At 71.0% G+C, this 20248-nt stretch carries 15 protein-coding genes, 2 tRNA genes and 2 pseudogenes; 6 read left to right on the forward strand and 13 right to left on the reverse strand.

The annotated features are described in order from the left end of the window. Positions 1–1954: pseudogene (locus OKJ99_RS02615) on the forward strand (response regulator); the annotation flags it as partial. Between the two features lie 76 nt (positions 1955–2030). Here the strand turns inward: OKJ99_RS02615 and OKJ99_RS02620 are convergent. The 8 genes from OKJ99_RS02620 to OKJ99_RS02655 all read right to left on the reverse strand — a co-directional run bounded on the left by OKJ99_RS02620 (position 2031) and on the right by OKJ99_RS02655 (position 10055). Then, the gene (locus tag OKJ99_RS02620; RefSeq protein WP_326014038.1) at positions 2031–3683 is read right to left on the reverse strand and encodes a long-chain fatty acid--CoA ligase; all 1653 of its coding nucleotides are present in this window, start codon (positions 3681–3683) and stop codon (positions 2031–2033) included. Between the two features lie 121 nt (positions 3684–3804). Continuing rightward, positions 3805–4392 carry a SigE family RNA polymerase sigma factor gene (locus OKJ99_RS02625; protein WP_326014039.1) on the reverse strand — a complete coding sequence of 196 codons (588 nt, stop codon included), beginning with the start codon at positions 4390–4392 and terminating at the stop codon, positions 3805–3807. Positions 4393–4608: 216 nt separating this feature from the next. After that, on the reverse strand, positions 4609–5775 hold the full coding sequence (locus OKJ99_RS02630) for a lipid-transfer protein (protein ID WP_326014040.1): 1167 nt from the start codon (positions 5773–5775) through the stop codon (positions 4609–4611). Beyond that, positions 5772–6167: a MaoC family dehydratase gene (locus OKJ99_RS02635; RefSeq protein ID WP_326014054.1), complete on the reverse strand. Its 396-nt coding sequence runs from the start codon at positions 6165–6167 to the stop codon at positions 5772–5774. Before OKJ99_RS02635 ends, OKJ99_RS02630 begins: the two co-directional genes overlap by 4 nt. Before the next feature lie 89 nt (positions 6168–6256). Continuing rightward, a complete protein-coding gene (locus tag OKJ99_RS02640; RefSeq protein WP_326014041.1) occupies positions 6257–7336 on the reverse strand; it encodes an acyl-CoA dehydrogenase family protein in 1080 nt (359 codons plus the stop codon). Between the two features lies 1 nt (position 7337). Further along, on the reverse strand, positions 7338–8276 hold the full coding sequence (locus OKJ99_RS02645; protein WP_326014055.1) for a bifunctional MaoC family dehydratase N-terminal/OB-fold nucleic acid binding domain-containing protein: 939 nt from the start codon (positions 8274–8276) through the stop codon (positions 7338–7340). A gap of 26 nt (positions 8277–8302) precedes the next feature. Continuing rightward, positions 8303–9502: an acyl-CoA dehydrogenase family protein gene (locus OKJ99_RS02650; RefSeq protein WP_326014042.1), complete on the reverse strand. Its 1200-nt coding sequence runs from the start codon at positions 9500–9502 to the stop codon at positions 8303–8305. 247 nt (positions 9503–9749) lie between these two features. Beyond that, positions 9750–10055 (reverse strand): hypothetical protein, encoded by a 306-nt coding sequence (locus tag OKJ99_RS02655; RefSeq protein ID WP_326014043.1) that lies wholly within the window; start codon positions 10053–10055, stop codon positions 9750–9752. 371 nt (positions 10056–10426) lie between these two features. On the opposite strand from OKJ99_RS02655, the gene OKJ99_RS02660 reads away from it, so the two are divergent. Beyond that, positions 10427–11320 (forward strand): bifunctional DNA primase/polymerase, encoded by an 894-nt coding sequence (locus OKJ99_RS02660; protein WP_326014045.1) that lies wholly within the window; start codon positions 10427–10429, stop codon positions 11318–11320. Positions 11321–11427: 107 nt separating this feature from the next. Here OKJ99_RS02660 and OKJ99_RS02665 read toward each other — a convergent pair. The 3 genes from OKJ99_RS02665 to OKJ99_RS02675 all read right to left on the reverse strand — a co-directional run bounded on the left by OKJ99_RS02665 (position 11428) and on the right by OKJ99_RS02675 (position 14197). After that, a tRNA-Ser gene (locus OKJ99_RS02665) sits at positions 11428–11499 on the reverse strand. Positions 11500–12594: 1095 nt separating this feature from the next. Beyond that, a tRNA-Ser gene (locus tag OKJ99_RS02670) sits at positions 12595–12679 on the reverse strand. A 69-nt stretch (positions 12680–12748) separates the two neighbouring features. Next, entirely contained in the window at positions 12749–14197 is a 1449-nt protein-coding gene (locus OKJ99_RS02675) for a S1C family serine protease (protein ID WP_326014046.1), read from the reverse strand. A 269-nt stretch (positions 14198–14466) separates the two neighbouring features. Here OKJ99_RS02675 and OKJ99_RS02680 point away from each other — a divergent pair, with 269 nt between their 5' ends. The 3 genes from OKJ99_RS02680 to OKJ99_RS02690 all read left to right on the forward strand — a co-directional run bounded on the left by OKJ99_RS02680 (position 14467) and on the right by OKJ99_RS02690 (position 17114). Beyond that, positions 14467–15270 carry a glycerophosphodiester phosphodiesterase gene (locus OKJ99_RS02680; RefSeq protein ID WP_326014047.1) on the forward strand — a complete coding sequence of 268 codons (804 nt, stop codon included), beginning with the start codon at positions 14467–14469 and terminating at the stop codon, positions 15268–15270. A 118-nt stretch (positions 15271–15388) separates the two neighbouring features. Continuing rightward, positions 15389–16027: an ATP-binding protein gene (locus OKJ99_RS02685; protein WP_326014048.1), complete on the forward strand. Its 639-nt coding sequence runs from the start codon at positions 15389–15391 to the stop codon at positions 16025–16027. 100 nt (positions 16028–16127) lie between these two features. Next, the gene (locus OKJ99_RS02690; RefSeq protein ID WP_326014049.1) at positions 16128–17114 is read left to right on the forward strand and encodes a DUF5926 family protein; all 987 of its coding nucleotides are present in this window, start codon (positions 16128–16130) and stop codon (positions 17112–17114) included. 239 nt (positions 17115–17353) lie between these two features. Here OKJ99_RS02690 and OKJ99_RS02695 read toward each other — a convergent pair whose 3' ends face one another. Continuing rightward, on the reverse strand, positions 17354–18040 hold the full coding sequence (locus tag OKJ99_RS02695; protein WP_326014051.1) for a hypothetical protein: 687 nt from the start codon (positions 18038–18040) through the stop codon (positions 17354–17356). A 56-nt stretch (positions 18041–18096) separates the two neighbouring features. Next, a complete protein-coding gene (locus tag OKJ99_RS02700) occupies positions 18097–18792 on the reverse strand; it encodes a bifunctional DNA primase/polymerase (RefSeq protein ID WP_326014053.1) in 696 nt (231 codons plus the stop codon). 545 nt (positions 18793–19337) lie between these two features. Between OKJ99_RS02700 and OKJ99_RS02705 the strand changes: the two are divergent. Further along, positions 19338–20248 (forward strand): annotated as a pseudogene (locus tag OKJ99_RS02705) (phosphatase); the annotation flags it as partial.

The following is a 20248-nucleotide window of genomic DNA, read 5'->3' on the forward strand; positions in this document are numbered from 1 at the left end:
CGCCGAGGCCGACCGCACTCCGGAAGCCCGGGCCGAGGCCGCGGCGCAGGCCGCAGCGCGGGCCGGGGCGCAGCCCGAGATGCGGCCCGCTGTGCAGGCCAATGCGCAGGCCGCCGTGCAGGCCGTCCCCGGTGACGTACCGCAGGATGCGCAGGGCGCACCGAAGGAAAGCGGCGCGCAGCCGCAACCGCAGCCCCTTCCGTTGCCGGACGAGGCGCAGCAGCACGACGTCGCCAAGGCGCACCCGGCCGAGGACCACACGCCGCCGCAGCCGCACCCGGCGCAGCCCACTCCCGCCCTGGGCACGCCCACGGCGGGTGACACGGGCGCCGCGCTGCCCCCGGAGAACCAGCCGGTCGGTAAGCCGGAGGAAGTGACGACGGCCCAGGCCCAGGCCGAAGCCCCGGCCGAAGCCCCGGCCCCGGCCGCGAACCAGGCAGCACCCCAGGCAGCACCCCAGGCAGCTACGCAGCCGGCCCCCCAGCCGGAACCCCAGCCGCAGACCGCCCCGGCCGACGAACCGGAGAGCGCCCCGACGGCCCCGGCCGACAGCGCCCCGGCCCCCGCCGCGGCCCAGCCGCTGCCCGCCGAGGCACCGAAGCCCCAGGCTGCCCAGGCTCAGGACCAGGCCCCGTCCGGTGACACGAACTCGACGCAGGGGCGGGCCTTCAGCGTGCGGACGCTGGGGCAGGGCGTGCCGTTCGGGCGCCAGGTCGACTCACAGCAGCGTCGTCCGCAGCCGCCGGTCCAGCCGCTTCCGCCGCAGGCTCCGCCGCGGCCGAGCGCCGCACCGCAGCAGAGCCCCGCGCAGAGTTCCACGCAGGGCCCCGCGCAGGGCCAGACACAGGGCGGTTCGGGGACGCTCGGCGGCTCCGGCACGCTCGGCGGTTCCGGGCGGCGCCGCAAGCTGTCCAACCGTCAGGAAAGCCGCAAGGACGCCCGCAAGGAGCAGTCGGGCGCCGGCGGCACCGCGCAGCCCCCGGCGCAGAACACCCCGACGCAGAGCGCCCCTGCCCAGGGCACCGCTCAGGGCACGCCTCCGCAGGGCACGCAGGCCCGGCCGCACCCGCAGCCCCCGCTCCTGTCGTCGAACGCCTCCGAGGGCGGTGGCCGCTCGTACGCGATCGGCGCGCCCGATCAGGACGGCGTCGAGGGACCGGAGCCGCTGGACGGTCCCGGTGGTGCCGTGGAGGTCGCGAACCGGCCGCAGCCGATGCCGATGGACGACGAGTTGCCGCCCGAGCCGCTCGACAACCCGCGCCGACTCCTCGTCTGGCCCGCGCCGGACGTGGCGACGCAGCAAGCGCTGAGCGACCGCGGCTACCGACCGGTGACCGTGCACTCCCGTGAGGAGGTCGACGCGCAGATCGCGGCGTTCCCCGCCGCGCTGTTCGTGGACCCGCTGACCGGGCCGATCACGCGGACCGCGCTGCAGTCGCTGCGTCAGGCGGCCGTCGCGGCCGAGGTGCCGGTCCTGGTGACCGCGGGCCTCGGGCAGGCGACGCGCGACGCCGCGTACGGCGCCGACCCCGCCGTGCTGCTCAAGGCGCTCGCCCCTCGGGACAGCGAGCAGCACCCGCCGCGGGTGCTGCTGATCGAGGAGCACGAGGAGATCGCGCTCGCCCTGACCGCGACCCTGGAACGGCGCGGGATGCAGGTCGAGCGGGCCGCGAACGACGCGGACGCGGTGGCCATCGCGTCCGAGCTGCGGCCGAACCTCGTGGTCATGGATCTGTTGCAGGTACGTCGTCGGCAGGCCGGAATCATCGACTGGCTGCGTGCGAACGGGCAGTTGAACCGCACTCCGCTGGTCGTCTACACGGCCGCCGTGGAACAGGCAGACCTGCCGCGGCTCGCGGCGGGGGAGACGGTGCTGTTCCTGGCGGAGCGGTCGACGAGCACCGAGGTGCAGGGCCGGATCGTGGACGTACTGGCGAAGATCGGCACGAACTGAGCCTCAGCGACTGAGTCTCAACACACGTACGGGGGCGGCCCTTTCGGGCCGCCCCCGTTTCACGTGAAACAGACCGTCACAGCCTGGTGACGTCCAGGTCCCCCTCCGCGTACTGCTTGCGGAGCACCTTCTTGTCGAACTTGCCGACGCTGGTCTTCGGGACCGCGGGGATGATCGTCCAGCGCTCCGGCAGCTGCCACTTGGCGACCTTTTCGGCGAGGAACGAGCGCAGCGTCTCGAAGTCGGCGCTCGCTCCCTCCTTCAACACCACGGTGGCGAGCGGTCGTTCGCCCCACTTGTCGTCGGGAACGGCGACGACCGCGGCCTCGGCGACGTCCGGGTGGGACATCAGCGCGTTCTCCAGGTCGACGCTGGAGATCCACTCGCCGCCGGACTTGATGACGTCCTTGGCGCGGTCGGTGAGCGTGAGGAAGCCGTCGGGGCTGATGGTGCCGACGTCGCCGGTCTTCAGCCAGCCGTCCTCGCTGAACTTGTCCTCGGGGCGCAGCGGTTCGTTGCCCGCACCCGCGTAGTACGCGCCCGCGATCCAGGGACCGCGTACCTCCAGTTCGCCCGCGGACTCGCCGTCCCAGGGCAGCTGCTCGCCGCCGGGGCCGGTGAGCCGCCCCTCGACGCCGGCCGGGAAGCGGCCCTGCGTGAGCCGGTACGCGAACTCCTCCTCGCTGCCCGGCTCGGCGCTGGCCGGGGGACGGGCGACGGTGCCGAGCGGGGAGGTCTCCGTCATGCCCCAGGCGTGACAGACCCGCATGCCCAGGTCGTCGAACGCCTTCATCAGCGAGGGCGGACAGGCGGCCCCGCCGATGGTGACCTGCGTGAGCGTGGAGACGTCGCGCGGCTTGGCGGTGAGCTCGGCGAGCAGGCCCTGCCAGATGGTGGGGACGGCGGCGGCGTGCGTGGGGCGCTCGGACTCGATCATCTCCGCGAGCGGCGCGGGCTGCAGGAAGCGGTCCGGCATCAGCATGTTCACGCCGGTCATGAACGTGGCGTGCGGCAGTCCCCAGGCGTTGACGTGGAACTGGGGGACGACGACGAGCGAGGTGTCGGCGTCCGTGAGGCCCATCGACTGCGTCATGTTGACCTGCATGGAGTGCAGGTAGATGGAGCGGTGCGAGTAGACGACGCCCTTGGGGTCGCCCGTGGTGCCGGAGGTGTAGCACATGGCTGCGGCCCGGCGTTCGTCCAGCTCGGGCCAGTCGTACGTGGTCGGCCGGTCCGCGATCAGCTCCTCGTACTCGTGCACCTGGGCATGGGCACCGTCGAGTACGGAGCGGTCGCCTGGTCCGGACACCACGATGTGCTCGACCGTCGGCAGCTTCGGGAGCAGCGGGGCGATCATCGGAAGCAGCGAGCCGTTGACCAGGACGACCTTGTCGGCCGCGTGGTTCACGATCCACGCCAACTGCGCGGCGGGCAGCCGCAGGTTTAGCGTGTGCAGGACCGCGCCCATGCACGGCACGGCGAAGTACGCCTCGACGTGCTCCGCGTTGTTCCACATCAGCGTGGCGACCCGGTCGTCCTCGCGCACGCCGAGCTCGTCGCGCAGCGCGTTCGCGAGGCGGTGCGCGCGCTCGGCGGCTTCACGGAAGCTGCGGCGGTGCGGCTCCGCCTCGCCGGTCCACGTGGTGATCTGGGACGATCCGTGCACCCGCGCGCCGTGTTGCAGAATGCGGGTCACGGTCAGCGGTACGTCCTGCATCGTGCTCAGCACGGCGTCCTCCCGGTGGGCGCTACGGAGCAGTAAAGGTTCGCTGATTCTCACTGCATACCGGGTGGTATGTCACTACTTCCCGGGATGATCGATCAGCCAATCACCCAGGACTCACCGCTGGTCACGCCGTGTGCCGCAGTTCCGGGTCCTCACGGAGCTTGCCGAGCGCCCGCGACACCGCGCTCTTCACCGTGCCGATGGAGACGCCGAGCACCTGGGCCGTCTGGGCCTCGCTCAGGTCCTCGTAGTAGCGCAGGACGACCATTGCCCGCTGCCGCGCGGGCAGTTTCGTGATGGCGCGCCACATCGCGTCGTGCAGCGCCTGCTGCTCGGCGGGGTCCCCGGCCGGCGCCTCCCGGTGCTCCGGCAGCTCGTCGCAGACGAACTCGTCGACCTTGCGCTTGCGCCACTGCGAGGTCCGGGTGTTCAGCAGGGCCCTGCGCACATAGCCGTCGAGCGCCCGGTGGTCCTCGATCCGGTCCCACGCGACGTACGTCTTCGCGAGCGCGGTCTGCAACAGGTCCTCGGCGTCGCACGGGTTCGACGTCAACGACCGGGCGGTACGCAGCAGCACCGGCTGGCGCGCACGGACGTACGACGCGAACGACGGATACGCCGAGCACGCGGCGGGTGCCGGGCGCGTCCCCGCATGGGTGCGCGGAGCGGCCTCGGAAGCGCTGGAGCAGACAGGCGCCAGGGTTGCGGTCATGGCTCCACGCTATGAGCGCCCCCTACTGCCGGGGATCGGCCGGAGGTCCCGAAGCGGCGTCCGCCTCAGGTTGTACGAGGGGTGCTGGCCCCACCTCCTGAAGGTGGAGTCGGGGGTGAGGTCCCCTGGGGGACTGCCCTGACTCCCCTTCGCGCGCACGGGCCCGGCCCCTCGCAAGCATGCAGGTCCACACGCGTGCGGGGCCACCCGCCCGGTTCAGCCGTCCGAACCCAGGATCAGACCCGATGTGGGGACCCCGGTGCCCGCCGTGACCAGAGTGGTGGCCGCGCCGGGTATCTGGTTCACAGCCGTGCCGCGTACCTGCCGCACGCCCTCCGCTATCCCGTTCATCCCGTGCAGATACGCCTCGCCCAGCTGTCCCCCATGGGTGTTGAGCGGCAGCCGCTCCTCCGCCACGAATCCGGCCGCCTCGCCCGGTGCGCAGAAGCCGAACTCCTCCAGCTGCATGAGCACGAACGGCGTGAAGTGGTCGTAGAGGATGCCGACGTCGATGTCGTCGGGCCCGATGCCCGCCGTGCGCCACAACTGCCGCGCCACGACGTTCATCTCGGGCAGGCCCGTCAGCTCGTCCCGGTAGAAGCTCGTCATCTGCTCCTGCGCGCGGCCCGCACCCTGCGCCGCCGCCCGGATCACCGCGGGCGGGTTCGGCAGATCGCGGGCCCGCTCCACGCTGGTGACGACGATCGCCTGCCCGCCGTCCGTCTCCTGGCAGCAGTCGAGCAGCCGCAGCGGGTCGACGATCCAGCGCGACTCCGCGTGGTCGGCGAGCGTGATCGGCTTCTCGTAGAAGTACGCCGCCGGGTTCGTCGCCGCGTACTTGCGGTCGGTGACCGCGACATGGCCGAACGCCTCGGGGGTCAGCCCGTACGTGTGCAGATAGCGCTGCGCCGCCATCGCCACCCAGGACGCCGGCGTGAGCAGCCCGAACGGCAGGTTCCAGCCGAGCGCCGCGCCCTCCGCCGACGGCTCCCTGTGCTGCACACCCGAGCCGAAGCGTCTGCCCGAGCGCTCGTTGAAGGCCCGGTAGCAGACCACCACGTCGGCCACGCCGCTCGCCACCGCGAGGGCCGCCTGCTGCACGGTGCCGCAGGCGGCGCCGCCTCCGTAGTGCACCCGCGAGAAGAAGGAGAGCTCCCCCATGCCCGCGGCCTGCGCCACGGTGATCTCCGGGTTGGTGTCCATGGTGAAGGTGACCAGGCCGTCGACGTCGGACGGGGACAGACCCGCGTCGTCCAGCGCCGCGTGCACCGCCTCCACCGCGAGCTTCAGCTCGCTGCGCCCCGAGTCCTTGGAGAACTCCGTGGCACCGATGCCGACGATCGCGGCCTTCCCGCCGAGCCGGTCCTTGCCGCGCACGCTCATGCCGCGCTCCCCTCGGGGACGACGACCGTGACCGTGCCGGTGACGTGGCTGCCGATGCCGTTCCTGCCGACGACCTTCACCTGCGCCGTGTCCCCCTCCACCTCGGCGATCGTGCCGCTCAACACCATGGTGTCGCCCGGATAGTTGGGCGCCCCAAGACGTATCGCGACCTTACGAAGGACGGCGTCAGGACCGAAGTGGTCGGTGATGTAGCGCCCCACCAGGCCGTTCGTCGTGAGGATGTTCATGAAGATGTCGGGGGAGCCCTTCTTGTGCGCCAACTCCGCGTCGTGGTGCACATCTTGGTAGTCACGCGACGCGATCGCCCCGGAGACGATCAGCGTCCGGGTGATCGGGATCGTCAAGGGCTCGAGCTCGTCCCCGACCTTCATCCCGCTCCCGGCCTTCATCCCGCCCTCGGTCTTCGTCCCGCCTTCGGCCTTCGTCCCGCCTTCGGCCTTCGTCCCGCCTTCGTCGGCCTTCATGCGGCCTCCCCTCCGTCGGCCGCGCCCGCTCCCGACGCGATCACTTCGCCCAGCTCCTCCAGGAGTTCGGCGCCGCACCCCAGATACCCGTCCAGCTGCCGGCCCCACAGGAAGTGCCGGTGCACCGGGTGGTCCAGGTCGGCGCCCATGCCGCCGTGCAGGTGCTGGCCCGTGTGCACGACCCGCTTGCCGGCCTCCGAGGCCCACCAGGCCGCGGTCAGCGCATGGCTCTCGTGGTCGAGCCCGGCATCGCGCCGCCAGGCCGCCTCGTACGCGGTGACCCGGATCGCCTCGATGTCCATGTACGCCTCCGCGGCGCGCAGTTGGACGCCCTGCTTGGCGGCGAGCGGCTTGCCGAACTGCTCCCGTTCGTTCGTGTACTCCACGGCCCGGGAAAGCGATCCCGCGCAGACACCGGCCTGCAGCCCGGCAAAAGCAGTCCGCGCGGCCGCGAGCACGTCTCCGTAGGCCTCGGGTCCACCGAGCCGCTCGGCCTCGACGCCGTCGAGCACGAGTCGCCCCGCGGACCAGGGCGCGGTCAGCTCGACCGGCTCGCACCCGGCATCCTCCGCCCGCACTGTCCACAGGCTGTGGACAGTGTTTTCGGTTTCACCCCGCACCGCCACCAGTACATGCGTCGCGTCCCGCAGCCACGGCACCCACGGCACGGCCCCGCTCAGCCGCGCCCGCCCGTCCGCCACGGCGTCCACCACGATCCCACCGCGCGCGGGAAACGCCCCCGCCGCCACGGCCGAACCGTCCCGAAGCCCCGGCAGCAGCCGCTCCCGCTGCTCGTCCGTACCGTGCGCCGCCACTGCCAGGAGGCCGTACACACAGCTCGCGGCGAACGGCACCTGTGCCGTCGTCCTGCCCTGCTCCTCCAGCATCAGGACGAGCCCGAGCAGCCCGGTCTCCTCCACCGCGCCCGCGAGGCCCGCCGCGCCCAGCTCCTTCCAGAGCTCGCCGTCCGTGCCGCCGCCGAGGCCCGCGAGCCGCTCCGGCGTGGACAGATCGCCGAAGATCCGCGCGGCGAGGTCCCGCGCCGCCTCCTGCTCCGGGGTAGGGGTGAAGTCCATGTCAGACCTCACCACCCTCGGCATCGTCGACCACACGGAATACGGGCAGCTCCAACTCGTCGTCCGCCCTGAGGAATTCGAGCCGTACGGGCATCCCGATCCGCACCTTGTCGCTCGGCACCCCCACGACGTTGCTCACCATGCGCACGCCCTCGGCCAGCTCGATGAGCCCCACCGCGTACGGGGGGTCGAAGGCGGGGAAGGGCGGGTGGTGCATGACCACGTAGCTGTAGACGGTGCCCTCGCCGCTCGCCTCGACGGTGTCCCACTCCTGCCCACCGCACGTGTTGCACCCCGGCAGCCAGGGAAAGCGCAGCGTCCCGCACGCGCGGCAGCGTTGGATGAGCAGCCGGTGGTCCGCGACGCCCTCCCAGAAGCCGGCGTTGTCCCGGTTGACGACGGGCCTCGGTCGCTGTCGCTTGTCCTTCTTCGCCGCCCCGTTGCTCGAACTCCGCTTGGCCGGCGTGTACTTCAGGATGCGGAACCGGTGCGTCCCGGCGATCTCCCCGCCCGCCCGGACGTTCATCCGCGTCGTGATGAAGTGCCCCGTGCCCAGCTTCGTCGTCTTCAGCGGCGAGACCGACTCGATCACCGAGTCGTACGTGATCGCGTCACCGGGCCGCAGCGGCCGCAGATACTCCTGCTCGCAGTCGGTGGCGACGACCGAGGTGTACCCCGCGCCGTCGAGCAGCGCGAACAGCTCGTCATGTGCGGGCGATCGACCCTCGTAGCTGGTCAGGCCGGCCATCGTCCAGGCCTGCAGCATGGTCGGCGGCGCGATCGCGTCCGGCCCCTCGTAGGCGGGGTTCGTATCGCCCATGGCCTCGCACCAGTGCCGGATCATCGGCGCGTTCACCGGGTCCAGGCCCTCGGCCTCGGTGGCCGCGACCCGCCCCTCGAACGTCCTCAACTTCTCGTACGCCAAGGGCTCGTGCCCCATGAACTCCTGCCCCGCAACACCCGCGCTCACCGCTTGCCCCTCCGCATCCCGAGCCGCATCGTCGCCACGATCTCGCGCTGCACCTCGCTCACCCCGCCACCAAAGGTGTTGATCTGTGCCGCGCGGTTCATCCGCTCCAACTCGCCGTCCCCCACGCCTGCTTCGCCGCCCCCCGTATCACCGAACACGCCGGGCGAACCGGCCCGCACCCACCCGGCGTCGCCCGCGATCTGCTGACATATTCGATACGTCTCGACCGCGGATTCCGTTCCCGCGAACTTCACGCCGCTGGCGTCCCCGGGGGCCAGTCGACCCGCCCCCACATCCCCCACCAAACGCCAGCTGAGCAGGCGCGTTGCCGACAGCCGGGCGTGCGCTTCGGCGAGTTGAGATCGGACCCAAGGCGCGTCAACGCGGCGTTCGCCGGTCACCGGATCAGGGGTACGGGCGGCGTCGGCCACCCGCTCGTAGAAGTCCTCTGCCTGCATCCCGATCGCGGCGAGGGCGACCCGCTCGTGATTGAGCTGGTTGGTGATCAGCCCCCAACCCGCGTTCTCCTCGCCGACGAGATTCGAGCCGGGGACCCGGATCCCGTCGTAGTACGTGGCCGTCGTGGTCAGGCCGCCGACGGTGTCGATCGGGGTCCACGAGAAACCGGGCGCGTCCGTCGGCACGAGGATGATCGAGATGCCCTTGTGCTTGGGCGCCTCGGGGTCGGTCCGGCAGGCGAGCCAGATCCAGTCGGCGTTCTGCGCGTTCGACGTGAACACCTTCTGCCCGTCGATCACCCAGTCGCCGCTCGCTTCGTCGCGCACCGCGCGCGTGCGCAGGGACGCGAGGTCCGTGCCCGCCGACGGCTCGCTGTAGCCGATCGCGAAGACCAGGTCGCCCTTGAGGATCCGGGGCAGGAAGTAGGACTTCTGCTCCTCGGTGCCGTACTTCATGAGCGTCGGGCCGACCGTGTTGAGCGTGACCATGGAGACCGGCGCGCCGGCCCGGTACGCCTCGTCGAAGAAGACGAACTGCTCGTCCGCGCCGCGCCCCTGCCCGCCGTACTCGACGGGCCAGCCGAGGCCCAGGAGACCCTCGGCGCCGATGCGGCGCAGCAGCCGGCGCTGACCGTTCGGATCGTCGGCCGCGGGTGGCCCGCCTGGCATCAACGTACGGAATCTCTCACGCAGTTGAGCGCGCAGCTCACGCTGACGCTCGGTGGGGGCGAGGTGCACGGCGGCTGCCCTCCAGGACTGGCCTCGTACCGACAAGGGTTTCTGACTGTCCGTCAGATACCGACGGGTGTCAAGAGATCGACCACGTCATCGGCACGCCCGCGTACACCTCACCGGCACGCGCGCGTAGTCGCGAAACCAGCACGCGCGCGTAGTCGCGAAAACGCCTGCGCGGCGGCGCCGAAGCACCGCCGCGCAGACTGTCACGCACCCCACGGAAGACCCCCGCCACGCAGGAGCCGGCGGACTACCAGAGTTCGGTGAAGTTCACGTTGACGTTCGACTGGTCGATCGCCGTGAAGCCGGAGCCGTTCACCTGAGCCTCGTTGTTCTGGTTGGAGGCGCCGTTGCCGACGGCCTGCTGCTGCGTGGTCGACGAGTTGCCGAAGTTGTCGTCACCGACACCACTGCCGCTGACCGTCGCCACCCCCGCGTTCGATCCGTTGTCCGCGAAGGAGCCGTTGTCGGCCATGGCCACTCCGGAGAAGAGGGCTGCGGCGAGGGGCAGGGCGGCGACGGCGGCGATGGCGCGGGCGGTACGGATGGAAGCCATGTCTATTCCTCCAGGACAGGAAGTACGCTCCGGGCGCTCGGACGGGGTCCGGCCACCCGTTAAGTACGGGATGTACCGAGGCAGTTGGCCGACCGCCTCGGCGATGTTCACGACGTCGCGAGATCAGAATTGCCCACCGAATCCCCGGCGAACCACCCCGGAAGCCGCGATTCGCTCGCAAGCGTGAGGACATGTCGATAAACCCTCTTCACGCCCGGAAAACCCCAGCTCAGGACTGAGCGGGCCACCTCGGGAGCAGTCCGGCCCAAGCGGCCCAACCGACGAAGCGTTTCAGCACATTTTTGGTAAATGCTTCCCTCGGATGACCGGCCCCACTTCCCTTCTTCGAACATGCGTACGAAAATGAGGGCATGGCCACCATGGACCGGCACCCGCCCCACTGCCCACCGCACCCGTCTCTCGCGACCCTGGCCCTCGCGCACGCCCTGTCCGCCGCCGAGCGCGGGCTCGCCGTCATCCCCCTGGCCAGGACCAAACTCCCGGCGCTGCCCTCGCCGCACCGCGGCGACCCGCCCTCGGCCCCGCGCTGCCACGGTGAGTGCGGCCTTCCGGGCCATGGCGTGTACGACGCCTCGACCGATCCGCGCCGCATCCGCGCGCTCTTCGCGGCCGCCCCCAGGGCGACCGGCTACGGCATCGCGTGCGGCCTGGCCCCGCACCACCTCATCGGCGTCGACCTGGACACCAAGTCCGGTACGGATGCCTCCGCTTCCCTGCGTGAGCTGGCCTTACGGCATCTGTTCACGATCCCCGACACGGTGGTCGTGGCCACACCGAGCGGCGGCCGGCACCTGTGGCTCTCCGGGCCGCCGGACGCCGTGGTGCCCAATTCGGCGGGCCGCCTCGCCCCCGGCATCGACATCCGGGGCGCCGGCGGCTACCTCGTGGGGCCCGGCTCCCGCACCGAGCACGGCGTCTACAGCACGGTTCCGGGCACCGGACACCTGCCGCCCGCGCCCTGCCCACCGGCGCTTCTACGCCTGCTCACGCCCCCGCCGCGCGCGCACCACCCCATGACGGGCCGCCCCGGTCAACACGGTCTGGGCCTCGTCCAGTTCGTTCTCAGCGCCCATGAGGGCCAGCGCAACACGCGCCTCTTCTGGGCGGCCTGCCGGGCGTACGAGAACGGCGTCGGCGACACCCTCGCGGACGCCCTGACGGACGCGGCGGTGCACGCCGGTCTGACGGAGCGCGAGGCCCGCTCCACGATCGCCTCGGCGGCGCGCCTCACGGCGGGTCCCTAGGACGGCGACGGGGCTTTGCCGGGGCTTTCAAGACAGACCCGGGCCCTCCCGAACACGAACGAGCCCCCGACCCTGGTCCCGGGTCGGGGGCTCGCTCAACTGCGCGGTGGGTGTGGGATTTGAACCCACGGAGGCTCTCGCCTCGACGGTTTTCAAGCCCGGCTGCGCTCCGCTCCGCCGGGCGGGCTCCCGGCTCCGCTGCCCTTCGCGCTCATGCCTTCGGCCCGCGCTACGGGCGCTGCGCCGACGCCCGCCCACGCGTGGATAGGCCGAGGCGATGAGTCGAGCACCGCGACGCTCTTATGCGGGCCACGGGCAAAGGCCATGCCTCCGGCGGGGGATCGGCCGGCACCGGGGGCAGGGGGTAGCACTGCCGGGTGCGGACTCGTGGGTGGTTGCGAGGAGCTCCCATCCCGTCCACCGTCGACCCAGGCAAAGCCGAGCAGACGTGGTCCATGGCGTCCAGGTCGGACGAGAACCTAGCCTCAGAAGTTGCTCAAGGCTTTCCGTTGCGAGTACCGCGAATTCGGATGATCTGTCACGGTCATCCCACGGCGCAACGGGGCAGCACGTTCGCTGACCCCGAAGCCGGACATCAAGGGGGACGCATGTTCGCAGTGCTGGGACTGGGCGAGATCATTTCCATGCTCGTCACGGTGGCCGTTGTCGTCGGTCTGGGCGTGATCGCATACCGACGATTCGGTGCACGGAAGCAGTAGGAGACGGCAGCCCGTAGTGAGGCAGCTTGTCAAGGGCGCCCGGATTCCTGACACCAGCGGCTGACACCAACAGGCACGAACGACGCCGATCAACGCCGAACCTCAGCGGCAGGCGAACCGGGGTGCAGGGGACGTTCGTTGAGGCCGAGAGAGTGCCTCGATCGACCTGATAAGGATGAGGCCGGACGTCAAAGTCCACGCCGACAACTTGATGCGCGCGCCAGGGGGGGCACATGGAGCGCCGAACTCAACGCCGAGCCTTCGGCATCTGGCTACTGACAGGGCTCGGGCTTCTAGCGATCTCACGTGGACTGCCGCGGTTGCTTTCGGCACCCTTCGCGGTGTGCGTGATCTGCGACGTGCTGGGCTTTGTCCTGTTACTCGTATCTGTGGTGCTGGGCATCTGCGCGGAAGTCAGGCGCAGGGTCGGCGAGACCGCGTGCCCCTCCCGTGCCCGATAGACCGGTAACTCACGGGGAATTGCGGCCACTAGAAGGCAACACGCACGACGAAGGCCCCCGACCGATGTTCCTGGTCAGGGGCCTTCAACCTGCGCGGTGGGTGTGGGATTTGAACCCACGGAGGCTCTCGCCTCGACGGTTTTCAAGACCGTTCCCTTAGGCCGCTCGGGCAACCCACCCCGCGCCGCAGCGGTCCTTGGGACCGTCGAGGCGCGGAACCAGGGTAGCGGGTCCGGCCGCAGGGTCGGTCAGCTGTCGCCCTTGCGCTCGCCCAGGGTCACGTCGGCCGTGTGCTCCTTGCCGTCGCGCGTGTAGGTGAGCTTCACGGAGTCGCCCGGCTTGTGCGTCCAGATCTGGCCGATCAGGGTCGGTCCCGAGTCGATGGGCTGGTCGTCGAGCTTGGTGATGACGTCGCCGGGCTTGAGGCCCGCCTTGGCCGCCGGACCGTTCGGCGTGACGGCCGCGGAGCCGCCCGCGCCCTGCTGGGTGATCTTCGCGCCGCCGGTGCCCTCCTCCAGGGAGACGGAAGCACCGATCACCGGGTAGACCGGCTGCCCGGTCTTGATGAGCTGCTGGGCGACCATGTTGGCCTGGTTGATCGGAATGGCGAAGCCGAGACCGATCGAGCCTGACTGGCCCGAACCGCCGCCCATGCCGCCGCTGGAGGCGGACTGGATGGCGGAGTTGATGCCGATCACGTTCCCGTTGCCGTCGAGCAGCGGGCCGCCGGAGTTGCCCGGGTTGATCGACGCGTCGGTCTGCAGGGCGCTCATGTACGAGGCCTTGCTGCTGCCTGTGCCGTCGCTGGAGGCCACCGGGCGGTCCTTGGCGGAGACGATGCCCGTGGTCACCGTGTTCGACAGGCCGAAGGGCGCGCCGATCGCGATGGCCGAGTCGCCGACCGCGACCTTGTCGGAGTTGCCGAGGGTGAGCGGCTTCAGGTCGTCCGGCGCATTCTTGAGCTTGATGACCGCGACGTCGTAGCCCTGCGCGTGGCCGATCACCTCGGCGTCGTACTTCTTGCCGTTCGAGAACGTGGCCGACAGCTTGCCGCCGTCCGCGGCCTCCGCCACCACGTGGTTGTTGGTGAGGATGTGGCCCTGCTTGTCGTACACGAAGCCCGTGCCGGTGCCGCCCTCGCCGTTGTTGCCCTCGGCCTCGATGGTGACCGTGCTGGGCAGCGCCTTGGCGGCCACGCCCGCGACGGTGCCCTTGTCGCGCTTGAGGTCGGCCGGGTTGGAGGCGGAGACGGTGGTCGAGCCGGTGTCCGACCCGTCGCCCCGCTCGGCCGCCCAGTAGCCCACGCCGCCGCCGACCGCGCCCGCGACCAGTGCCGCCGCGATGATCCCGGCGACCAGGCCACCGCGCCGGCCGCCCGGCTTGGGCTGCGGCGGCTCGTACGAGGCGCCCCAGCCTCCGCCGCCACCGCCCGACCCGTAGGCCGGCATGGCGGGCGGCGGGGGCGGCCAGTCGCCGCCGTGGGCCGGTCCTGTCGCACCAGGCGCGGCGCCCCCGGAGGATGCCGCGAACGCGGCGGGGGCTCCGGGCGCCCCGTGGTCAGCGGTCCTCGGCTCCTGGCTCACCGGGTCAGGTCCGGCCCCCTGGGGAGCCGGCGCGGGAGCAGCGGGAGCGTCCACCGGCACGGGAGGTGCGGACGGGGCCGGGGGAACCTCAGTGCCCTCGTTCTCGGTGCTCACAGCTTTCTCTCCTCGATCCACGGCTGTCGTCGCCGATCCGTCCTGTCTGGATGCTCAGGGACGGCGACTGTCGCGCGCGCCACCGTCCCGGCATGGTCCTGTCACGGTCCACTTGTGCTGTTGTACGTCGTCAGCCTTTCCCACGGGACGTCAGGCCACCGTAAGACGATCCTGTGCATCCCCTGCCATCCTTTACGTCCGGCAAAACGGACGCATCCGCTGGGCCGAACTTTTCCTGGTCGCCCGCCGCGCGGTGGCACCATGACGCGGTGACCCTCGCACAACAGCAGCGCATTCAGGTCGTCGCCCACCGCGGTGCCTCTCAGGACGCCCCCGAGCACACATTGGCCGCCTACAAGAAGGCGATCGAGGACGGTGCGGACGCCCTCGAATGCGATGTGCGGCTGACGGCCGACGGGCATCTCGTATGCGTGCACGACCGTCGCATCAACCGTACGTCGAACGGCCGTGGAGCCGTCTCCACGCTGGACCTCTCGGAGCTCACCGCCCTCGACTTCGGCTCCTGGAAGGGCCTCGACGAGCGCCCCGAATGGACGGGCAGCGCGGCCGACACCTCCGTCCTGACACTGGAGCGCCTGCTGGAGCTCGTCACCGACGCGGGACGCCGGGTGGAGCTGGCGATCGAGACCAAGCACCCCACGCGGTGGGCGGGACAGGTGGAGGAGCGGCTGCTGCTCCTGCTCAAGCGGTTCGGCCTGGACGCCCCGGCGCCCGACGAGCCCTCGCGCGTACGCGTGATGAGCTTTTCCGCGCGCTCCCTGTCGCGTGTCCAGGAGGCCTCACCGACGCTGCCGACGGTGTACCTGCTGCAGTTCGTCTCGCCACGCCACCGCGAAGGGCGCCTCCCCAAGGGCGTGCACATCGCGGCCCCCAGCATCCGGATCGTGCGCAATCACCCCGCGTACGTCGCGAAACTCGCGCGCGCGGGTCACCAGATCCATGTCTGGACGGTGGACGAGCCCGAGGACGTCGACCTCTGCGCGAGCCTGGGCGTCGACGCGATCATCACCAATCGCCCGGCGGCGGTGCTGCGCCGACTCGGCAGGACCTGAGAGCTCCTGAAGCAGGGAGGACGGCGCGAACCGCGACAGGGGCTGAATCCGGCCACCTTTCCCCAATGCCGTCACAGGGTGTGCCCCGGCGCGTTCGGACCGTATTCGATCGTCACGAGTGCGTCACCGGAAGCGGGATGGCCGGTTTCCGGTCCAGTCCATTGGGGCATTCACACCGTGGCGTGGGGCAAAGGAGGTCTCGGGGGTGGCGTTGGTGGTGGCACAGGAGGTGCCCGCGTCGTCGAGCATGGCCGTACCCCATGGCCCTGCGGGCGTGGGCACGGCAAGACGCCGTATGCGCGAACAGCTGCGCATCAGTGGCGTACCGGAAACGGTCATCGACGATGCGGTTCTCATCCTTTCGGAACTGCTCAGCAATGCGTGCCGGCACGGCCGGCCGCTCGGCGACGATCTGGCCGGCGACGGTGACGTACGCGCCGCCTGGCGGGTCGACGACCGTGGCTGCCTCGCGGTCGAGGTGACGGACGGCGGCGGGCCCACCCGCCCGATTCCGGCCACACCCTCGATCACGGCGCACGGCGGCCGCGGGCTCAACATCATCACGGCGCTCGCCGACGACTGGGGCGTACGGGACGGCATGCGCGGCGAGGTCACCGTCTGGGTGACCGTCCACAAGGACGTCCACGCGGAGGCGATGGCTGCGCGCCGGGACGAATTCGCCTCGCGGGTGGCCGCGCCGCCCGTCGCGGACCTGGCCGACCTGGGCTTCCCGGACGCTTTCGACGACCTGGGCTGAAAGCCGGTCGGGCGCGGCCAGTTGGGCGTCCCCCTCTTGTCAGTACGAGCGGCTAGGCTCATGCCGTACGTACGAGAGCCGTATCCGGGAGACACCCAAGATGGCCAAGAAGCGCCCGCAGACCAAGGGCAAGCCGCACGTCACCGATGGCGCCCGCGCCGCAGGCGCTGAGGGGAACTACCCGGTCGTCGGTGCCCGCGAGCCCTGCCCCTGTGGCAGCGGCCGCCGCTACAAGGCCTGCCACGGCCGGGCGGCCGCGCACGCCGTGACCGAGCTGGTGCAGCGCCCCTTCGAGGGCCTGCCGGGCGAGGGCGACTGGGTCGCGCTGCGCGAGCTGGTGCCCGCCGCGACGACCGAGCTGACCTTGAAGGACGGTCTCCCCGAAGGCGTCCCTTCGGTGACCCTCGCGACCGTCCTGCCCATGGCCTGGCCGGCGCTGCGCCGCGACGACGGCTCGGTCCTGCTCGGCCTGCAGAACGACACGCCTTCCGGGGACATCAGCCGCGACCTGGCCGACACGCTGCTGCGCGCGCTGACCGCGGAGCCGGGCAACCCGGTGCAGACCCGCCGCGCACCGGCCGACGGGCCGCGCCTTCAGGACGTGCTCGCCTCAGAGGGCACTTTCGAGCCCATCGTCCACACGGGCTTCGAATTCTGGGTCCCGGACTCGGAGAACGCGTCGGGCGAGGTCGCCGCCTCCCTGGAGCGGGCCAACGCCGCGGCGATCCCCACGGTGAAGCTCACCGGCGTGGACAGCGCCTACTGGTGCGAGACGCCGGAGAAGAACCACCTCCGGTGGGTCATGCCGCACGCGGAGGAGAAGCTGCTCGACGCGCTGGCGCGGCTGCACGCGGCGGGCACGTCGTCGCTCGGCGAGGACACCCGCCTGGTGGGCTCCTTCAGGGCGCACGGCCTGACCGTTCCCGTCTGGGACCTGCCCAGCTCGATGCAGGCGGAGGACGTCGAGAAGCCGGCCGCCGAGTTCGCCGAGCGGCTGGCAGGCGCGCTGGCCTCGGAGGCACCGCTGACCCCGGACGAGCGACGGGCGCGCGGGGGACTCACCAACCGACAGGTGACGCTCAGCTGACGCACAGCTTCGGGTGGGCTGACCGACCAGTCAGCTCACCGGGACGGGCCCACCTGGCCGAACCGCAAGGTGAGCCGGGTCACAACTCCCGGTAGTTGCAGGTAAATCCATGTCCGAATAGAAGAGATCGAATTTGCTAACCGGCGATCTCTTGTTACCGTTCAAGTAGCCCGGTTGCTGGTGCATCCCCCGTCGCCAGCAACCGGGCGCTTCCATGTGCGCTCCGCGCCCGCCGGGTCTCAACCCCCGTGCGACGGCGCCGAGTTGCTTCCGGAACGCAGCAGCAGCGGGCCTTCCCCGCCCCTCGCGTACTCCGCCACCGCCGTGTACTCGTCGGGCTCTCCGCTCGTACGCCCCCGCGGTGTCTCGCACATCCCCGGCTCGTCCTCCGCACCCACGGCACAGTGCAACTGCACCGTGCGTCCGCCGGGTGCCATCAGGGTCAGCACGGCGGCCAGACCCGAGCCCGTCGCGTTGCGGTAATAGGTACGCGCCCAGGTCTCGCGCCCCTGGACGAGCACGCAGGTCTGCGCCTCGATGCCGTCCGGGGCGGACAGTTGGGGACCGCAGTGGGCCTCGGTGGTCAGGCCGAGACCGGTCAGCAGGGAGGGCTTGCCGGTCTCCCGCTCAGCCGGTTTGGCGTCCCCGTTCTCGTCCCCGTTGTCGTTCGCCCTGTCATTCGCCTTGGCGTTCGACGTGCCGTTCGACGTGGCGGAGTCGTCGGACCCGTCCGCCTCGGTGGCGTTGGTCTCGGCGGCCGTCTGCCGCGTGGGCCCGTCGTCCACGGGACCCGCGGACGCGCCCGCCAGCGGAAGCGCCGCTGTGAGAACCACCACGGCGAGCAGACCGAACAGCCGCAGTCGCGCGCGCGGCCGCTCCCGCTCGATCTCGTCCGGGAGCTGGGGGAGGCGCGGCGCGGCAGGCATGCGCCGAAGATATCGGCGCACAGCCCACCCACCGGCCCGCCGCGCGCCGGATTCCGCTACAACTCGGGCGCGCTCACACCCGTACGGGTGAGGGCGTCGACCAACGTGCCGACGACGGCCTCGACATCCGGCGCCCACGGGGCCGCCGAGCCGGGCAGCGGCGCGCGCTCCCAACACACCTGCCCCGCGCCCGGGATCGACGGCGGCAGGGCGATGTATCCGCCCTCCCCGTGGAACCTCAGCGACCCGGGTACGAAGTCCTGCGCGTACAGGAGTTCACCGAGCTGCTCCAGCGAGTACGGCGCCACGAGGATCGCGATCCGCTCCGACGTCGCGATCACCGGGCCGAGCCGGACATCCCTGCGGTCGAGCGCGGCGAGCGCGCGGGCGCCCGCGACGACCGGGAGGCTCACGGCACAAGGTGCACGCCCCCCGGAGGCCCCGGACGCGGCACCAGTAGCGAGCACGATCGGCGCGTCGGGGCGGTTGGTCCACCACCAGCGGACCATGCGCTCATCGGTCGTCGCGGCGAGCAGCCCCGGGTCGAAGGGGTGCGCGCCCGGCACCGTGCACTCCGGGTCGGGGCAGGCGCAGCGGACGCCGTCACGACGGCCTCCCGCTTCGAGCCCTATGCCCGGCAGGACCGGCCACTGCCACGCTGTCGCGAACGTGAGGGCCGCGCTGATCAGGTCAGACTTCCCGTTGTCACGCCTGGACAGGAGCCTGCGTCGCCTTCCGAGGATCTCGCGCATGAGCGCTCGTTCCTTTCCGTAGACCGAAGAGAACGCTATGGGCCACATCACACCATGTGTCGATCAGTCACTGCGCGTACATGTTGAAGCGCCGCACCCCAGCCTGAACCGCCGGCCTGAGGCAGGGGGAACCCCCTATAGTCCGAGCGCCTGCTGTGTGCTTGAAAAGCCTGGCGTGGGGTGGCGGCGCCTGGCGTTTGCCGTCCCGCGTATTTCTCGCCGCCTCCGCCACGGGAGGATGGGACACGGTCGCCGATGGTTATGACGCCCGGTTCCGTCACCAGGTTCCGGGCGGATCCCAACTACCCCTGGTCTTCACCGACTACGTACCCATCGCGGCCGCTATGACGCTCTGTCGACCACAGCTGAACAATGCCAGTCGACCGCAATAAGCGCTTCCCCCAGGCGGTTTTTGGCCATCTTCGAACGATCGGGATCGGCTCGGGATCAGCTCCGTATCGGGACGGGATCACATATGAGAACCGAGATCGTTTTGCCGCGGATACCGCTTGACCACGGCAGACACCGGGAATCCCGATGGGACAATGCTGGACATCCCCCAACGAGTCCGTGTACATGTGGAGGCATTGCTAGCGGCGCAGAATGACATGGGGGTTTGCGATGCTAATGAGCAATATGCACCGGCCGGGAAGCCGGAAGCCATGACAACCCCACGCCTGCCGAAAGTGGCCGGAATCGATTCCCCTCCTGGACAGGTTCCCCCTCCAGCCCCCAGCGTCGCGCCCGCTTCCCCCGTGTCGCAGGTCACTTCCTCCGCTGTGGCACCCGGAGCCGTGATCCAGGACCGGCTCGCGGGCTGGGTCTCCGATCTCACGACGCTGCACGAACTCACGGAACGCCTGGCCCGCACGGCCGCACTCGAGGACGCACTGCACGAGCTGCTGCGCGCCGGAGCCACCCTGGTGGGCGCCCGGCGCGGACTTGTCGTCCTGGAACCGGGAGACGGGCGCGGCCCCGACACCACCATCGGCCTCGGCCTGTCCCGGCCCGACCTCGGGCACATCGAGACGGTGCCGCGCGGCGCGACCTCGTACGGACGGATCCTCGACGGGCTGTCCGCCGAACCCGAGGCGCGCGCCGATCTGCTCGCCGAGGACGCACTCGACCCGCGCCACCGCGAGGTCGCCGCGCGCCTGGGCTACGCCGCGAGTTACGCGATGCCGCTCGCCACCGAGGCGGCCGGCCGGCTCGGCGCCGCGGTCTGGCTCTACGACGAGCCGGCCGAGCCCGTCGAGCGCCAGCGCCACCTCATCGGCCTGTACGCGCGCTACGCCACCGAGCACCTGGCCCGCCTCCTGGAACTGGAGCGCACGCGCGCGTGGTCACGCACCGTCGCCGACGAGCTGCTGCCGCCGCGCCTGCCCCGGGTCGCCGGGGTGCAACTCGCCGCGCGGCACCGCACAGGGCCGCGCGGCGGCGGCGACTGGTACGACGC

This window comes from Streptomyces endophyticus (assembly GCF_035798155.1).
In the GTDB taxonomy this organism is placed as follows: Bacteria; Actinomycetota; Actinomycetes; order Streptomycetales; family Streptomycetaceae; genus Streptomyces; species Streptomyces endophyticus.

What these genes read in the sequence shown, in the direction of transcription:
- OKJ99_RS02635 (WP_326014054.1), bottom strand. Translation starts at nt 6,167, where the DNA reads ATGAAGGTCGGGGACGAGCTCGAGCCCTTGACGATCCCGATCACCCGG.
- OKJ99_RS02630 (WP_326014040.1), bottom strand. Translation starts at nt 5,775, where the DNA reads ATGAGCGTGCGCGGCAAGGACCGGCTCGGCGGGAAGGCCGCGATCGTC.
- OKJ99_RS02625 (WP_326014039.1), bottom strand. Translation starts at nt 4,392, where the DNA reads ATGACCGCAACCCTGGCGCCTGTCTGCTCCAGCGCTTCCGAGGCCGCT.
- OKJ99_RS02645 (WP_326014055.1), bottom strand. Translation starts at nt 8,276, where the DNA reads ATGGGGCACGAGCCCTTGGCGTACGAGAAGTTGAGGACGTTCGAGGGG.
- OKJ99_RS02655 (WP_326014043.1), bottom strand. Translation starts at nt 10,055, where the DNA reads ATGGCTTCCATCCGTACCGCCCGCGCCATCGCCGCCGTCGCCGCCCTG.
- OKJ99_RS02660 (WP_326014045.1), top strand. Translation starts at nt 10,427, where the DNA reads ATGGCCACCATGGACCGGCACCCGCCCCACTGCCCACCGCACCCGTCT.
- OKJ99_RS02700 (WP_326014053.1), bottom strand. Translation starts at nt 18,792, where the DNA reads ATGCGCGAGATCCTCGGAAGGCGACGCAGGCTCCTGTCCAGGCGTGAC.
- OKJ99_RS02695 (WP_326014051.1), bottom strand. Translation starts at nt 18,040, where the DNA reads ATGCCTGCCGCGCCGCGCCTCCCCCAGCTCCCGGACGAGATCGAGCGG.
- OKJ99_RS02690 (WP_326014049.1), top strand. Translation starts at nt 16,128, where the DNA reads ATGGCCAAGAAGCGCCCGCAGACCAAGGGCAAGCCGCACGTCACCGAT.
- OKJ99_RS02640 (WP_326014041.1), bottom strand. Translation starts at nt 7,336, where the DNA reads ATGGACTTCACCCCTACCCCGGAGCAGGAGGCGGCGCGGGACCTCGCC.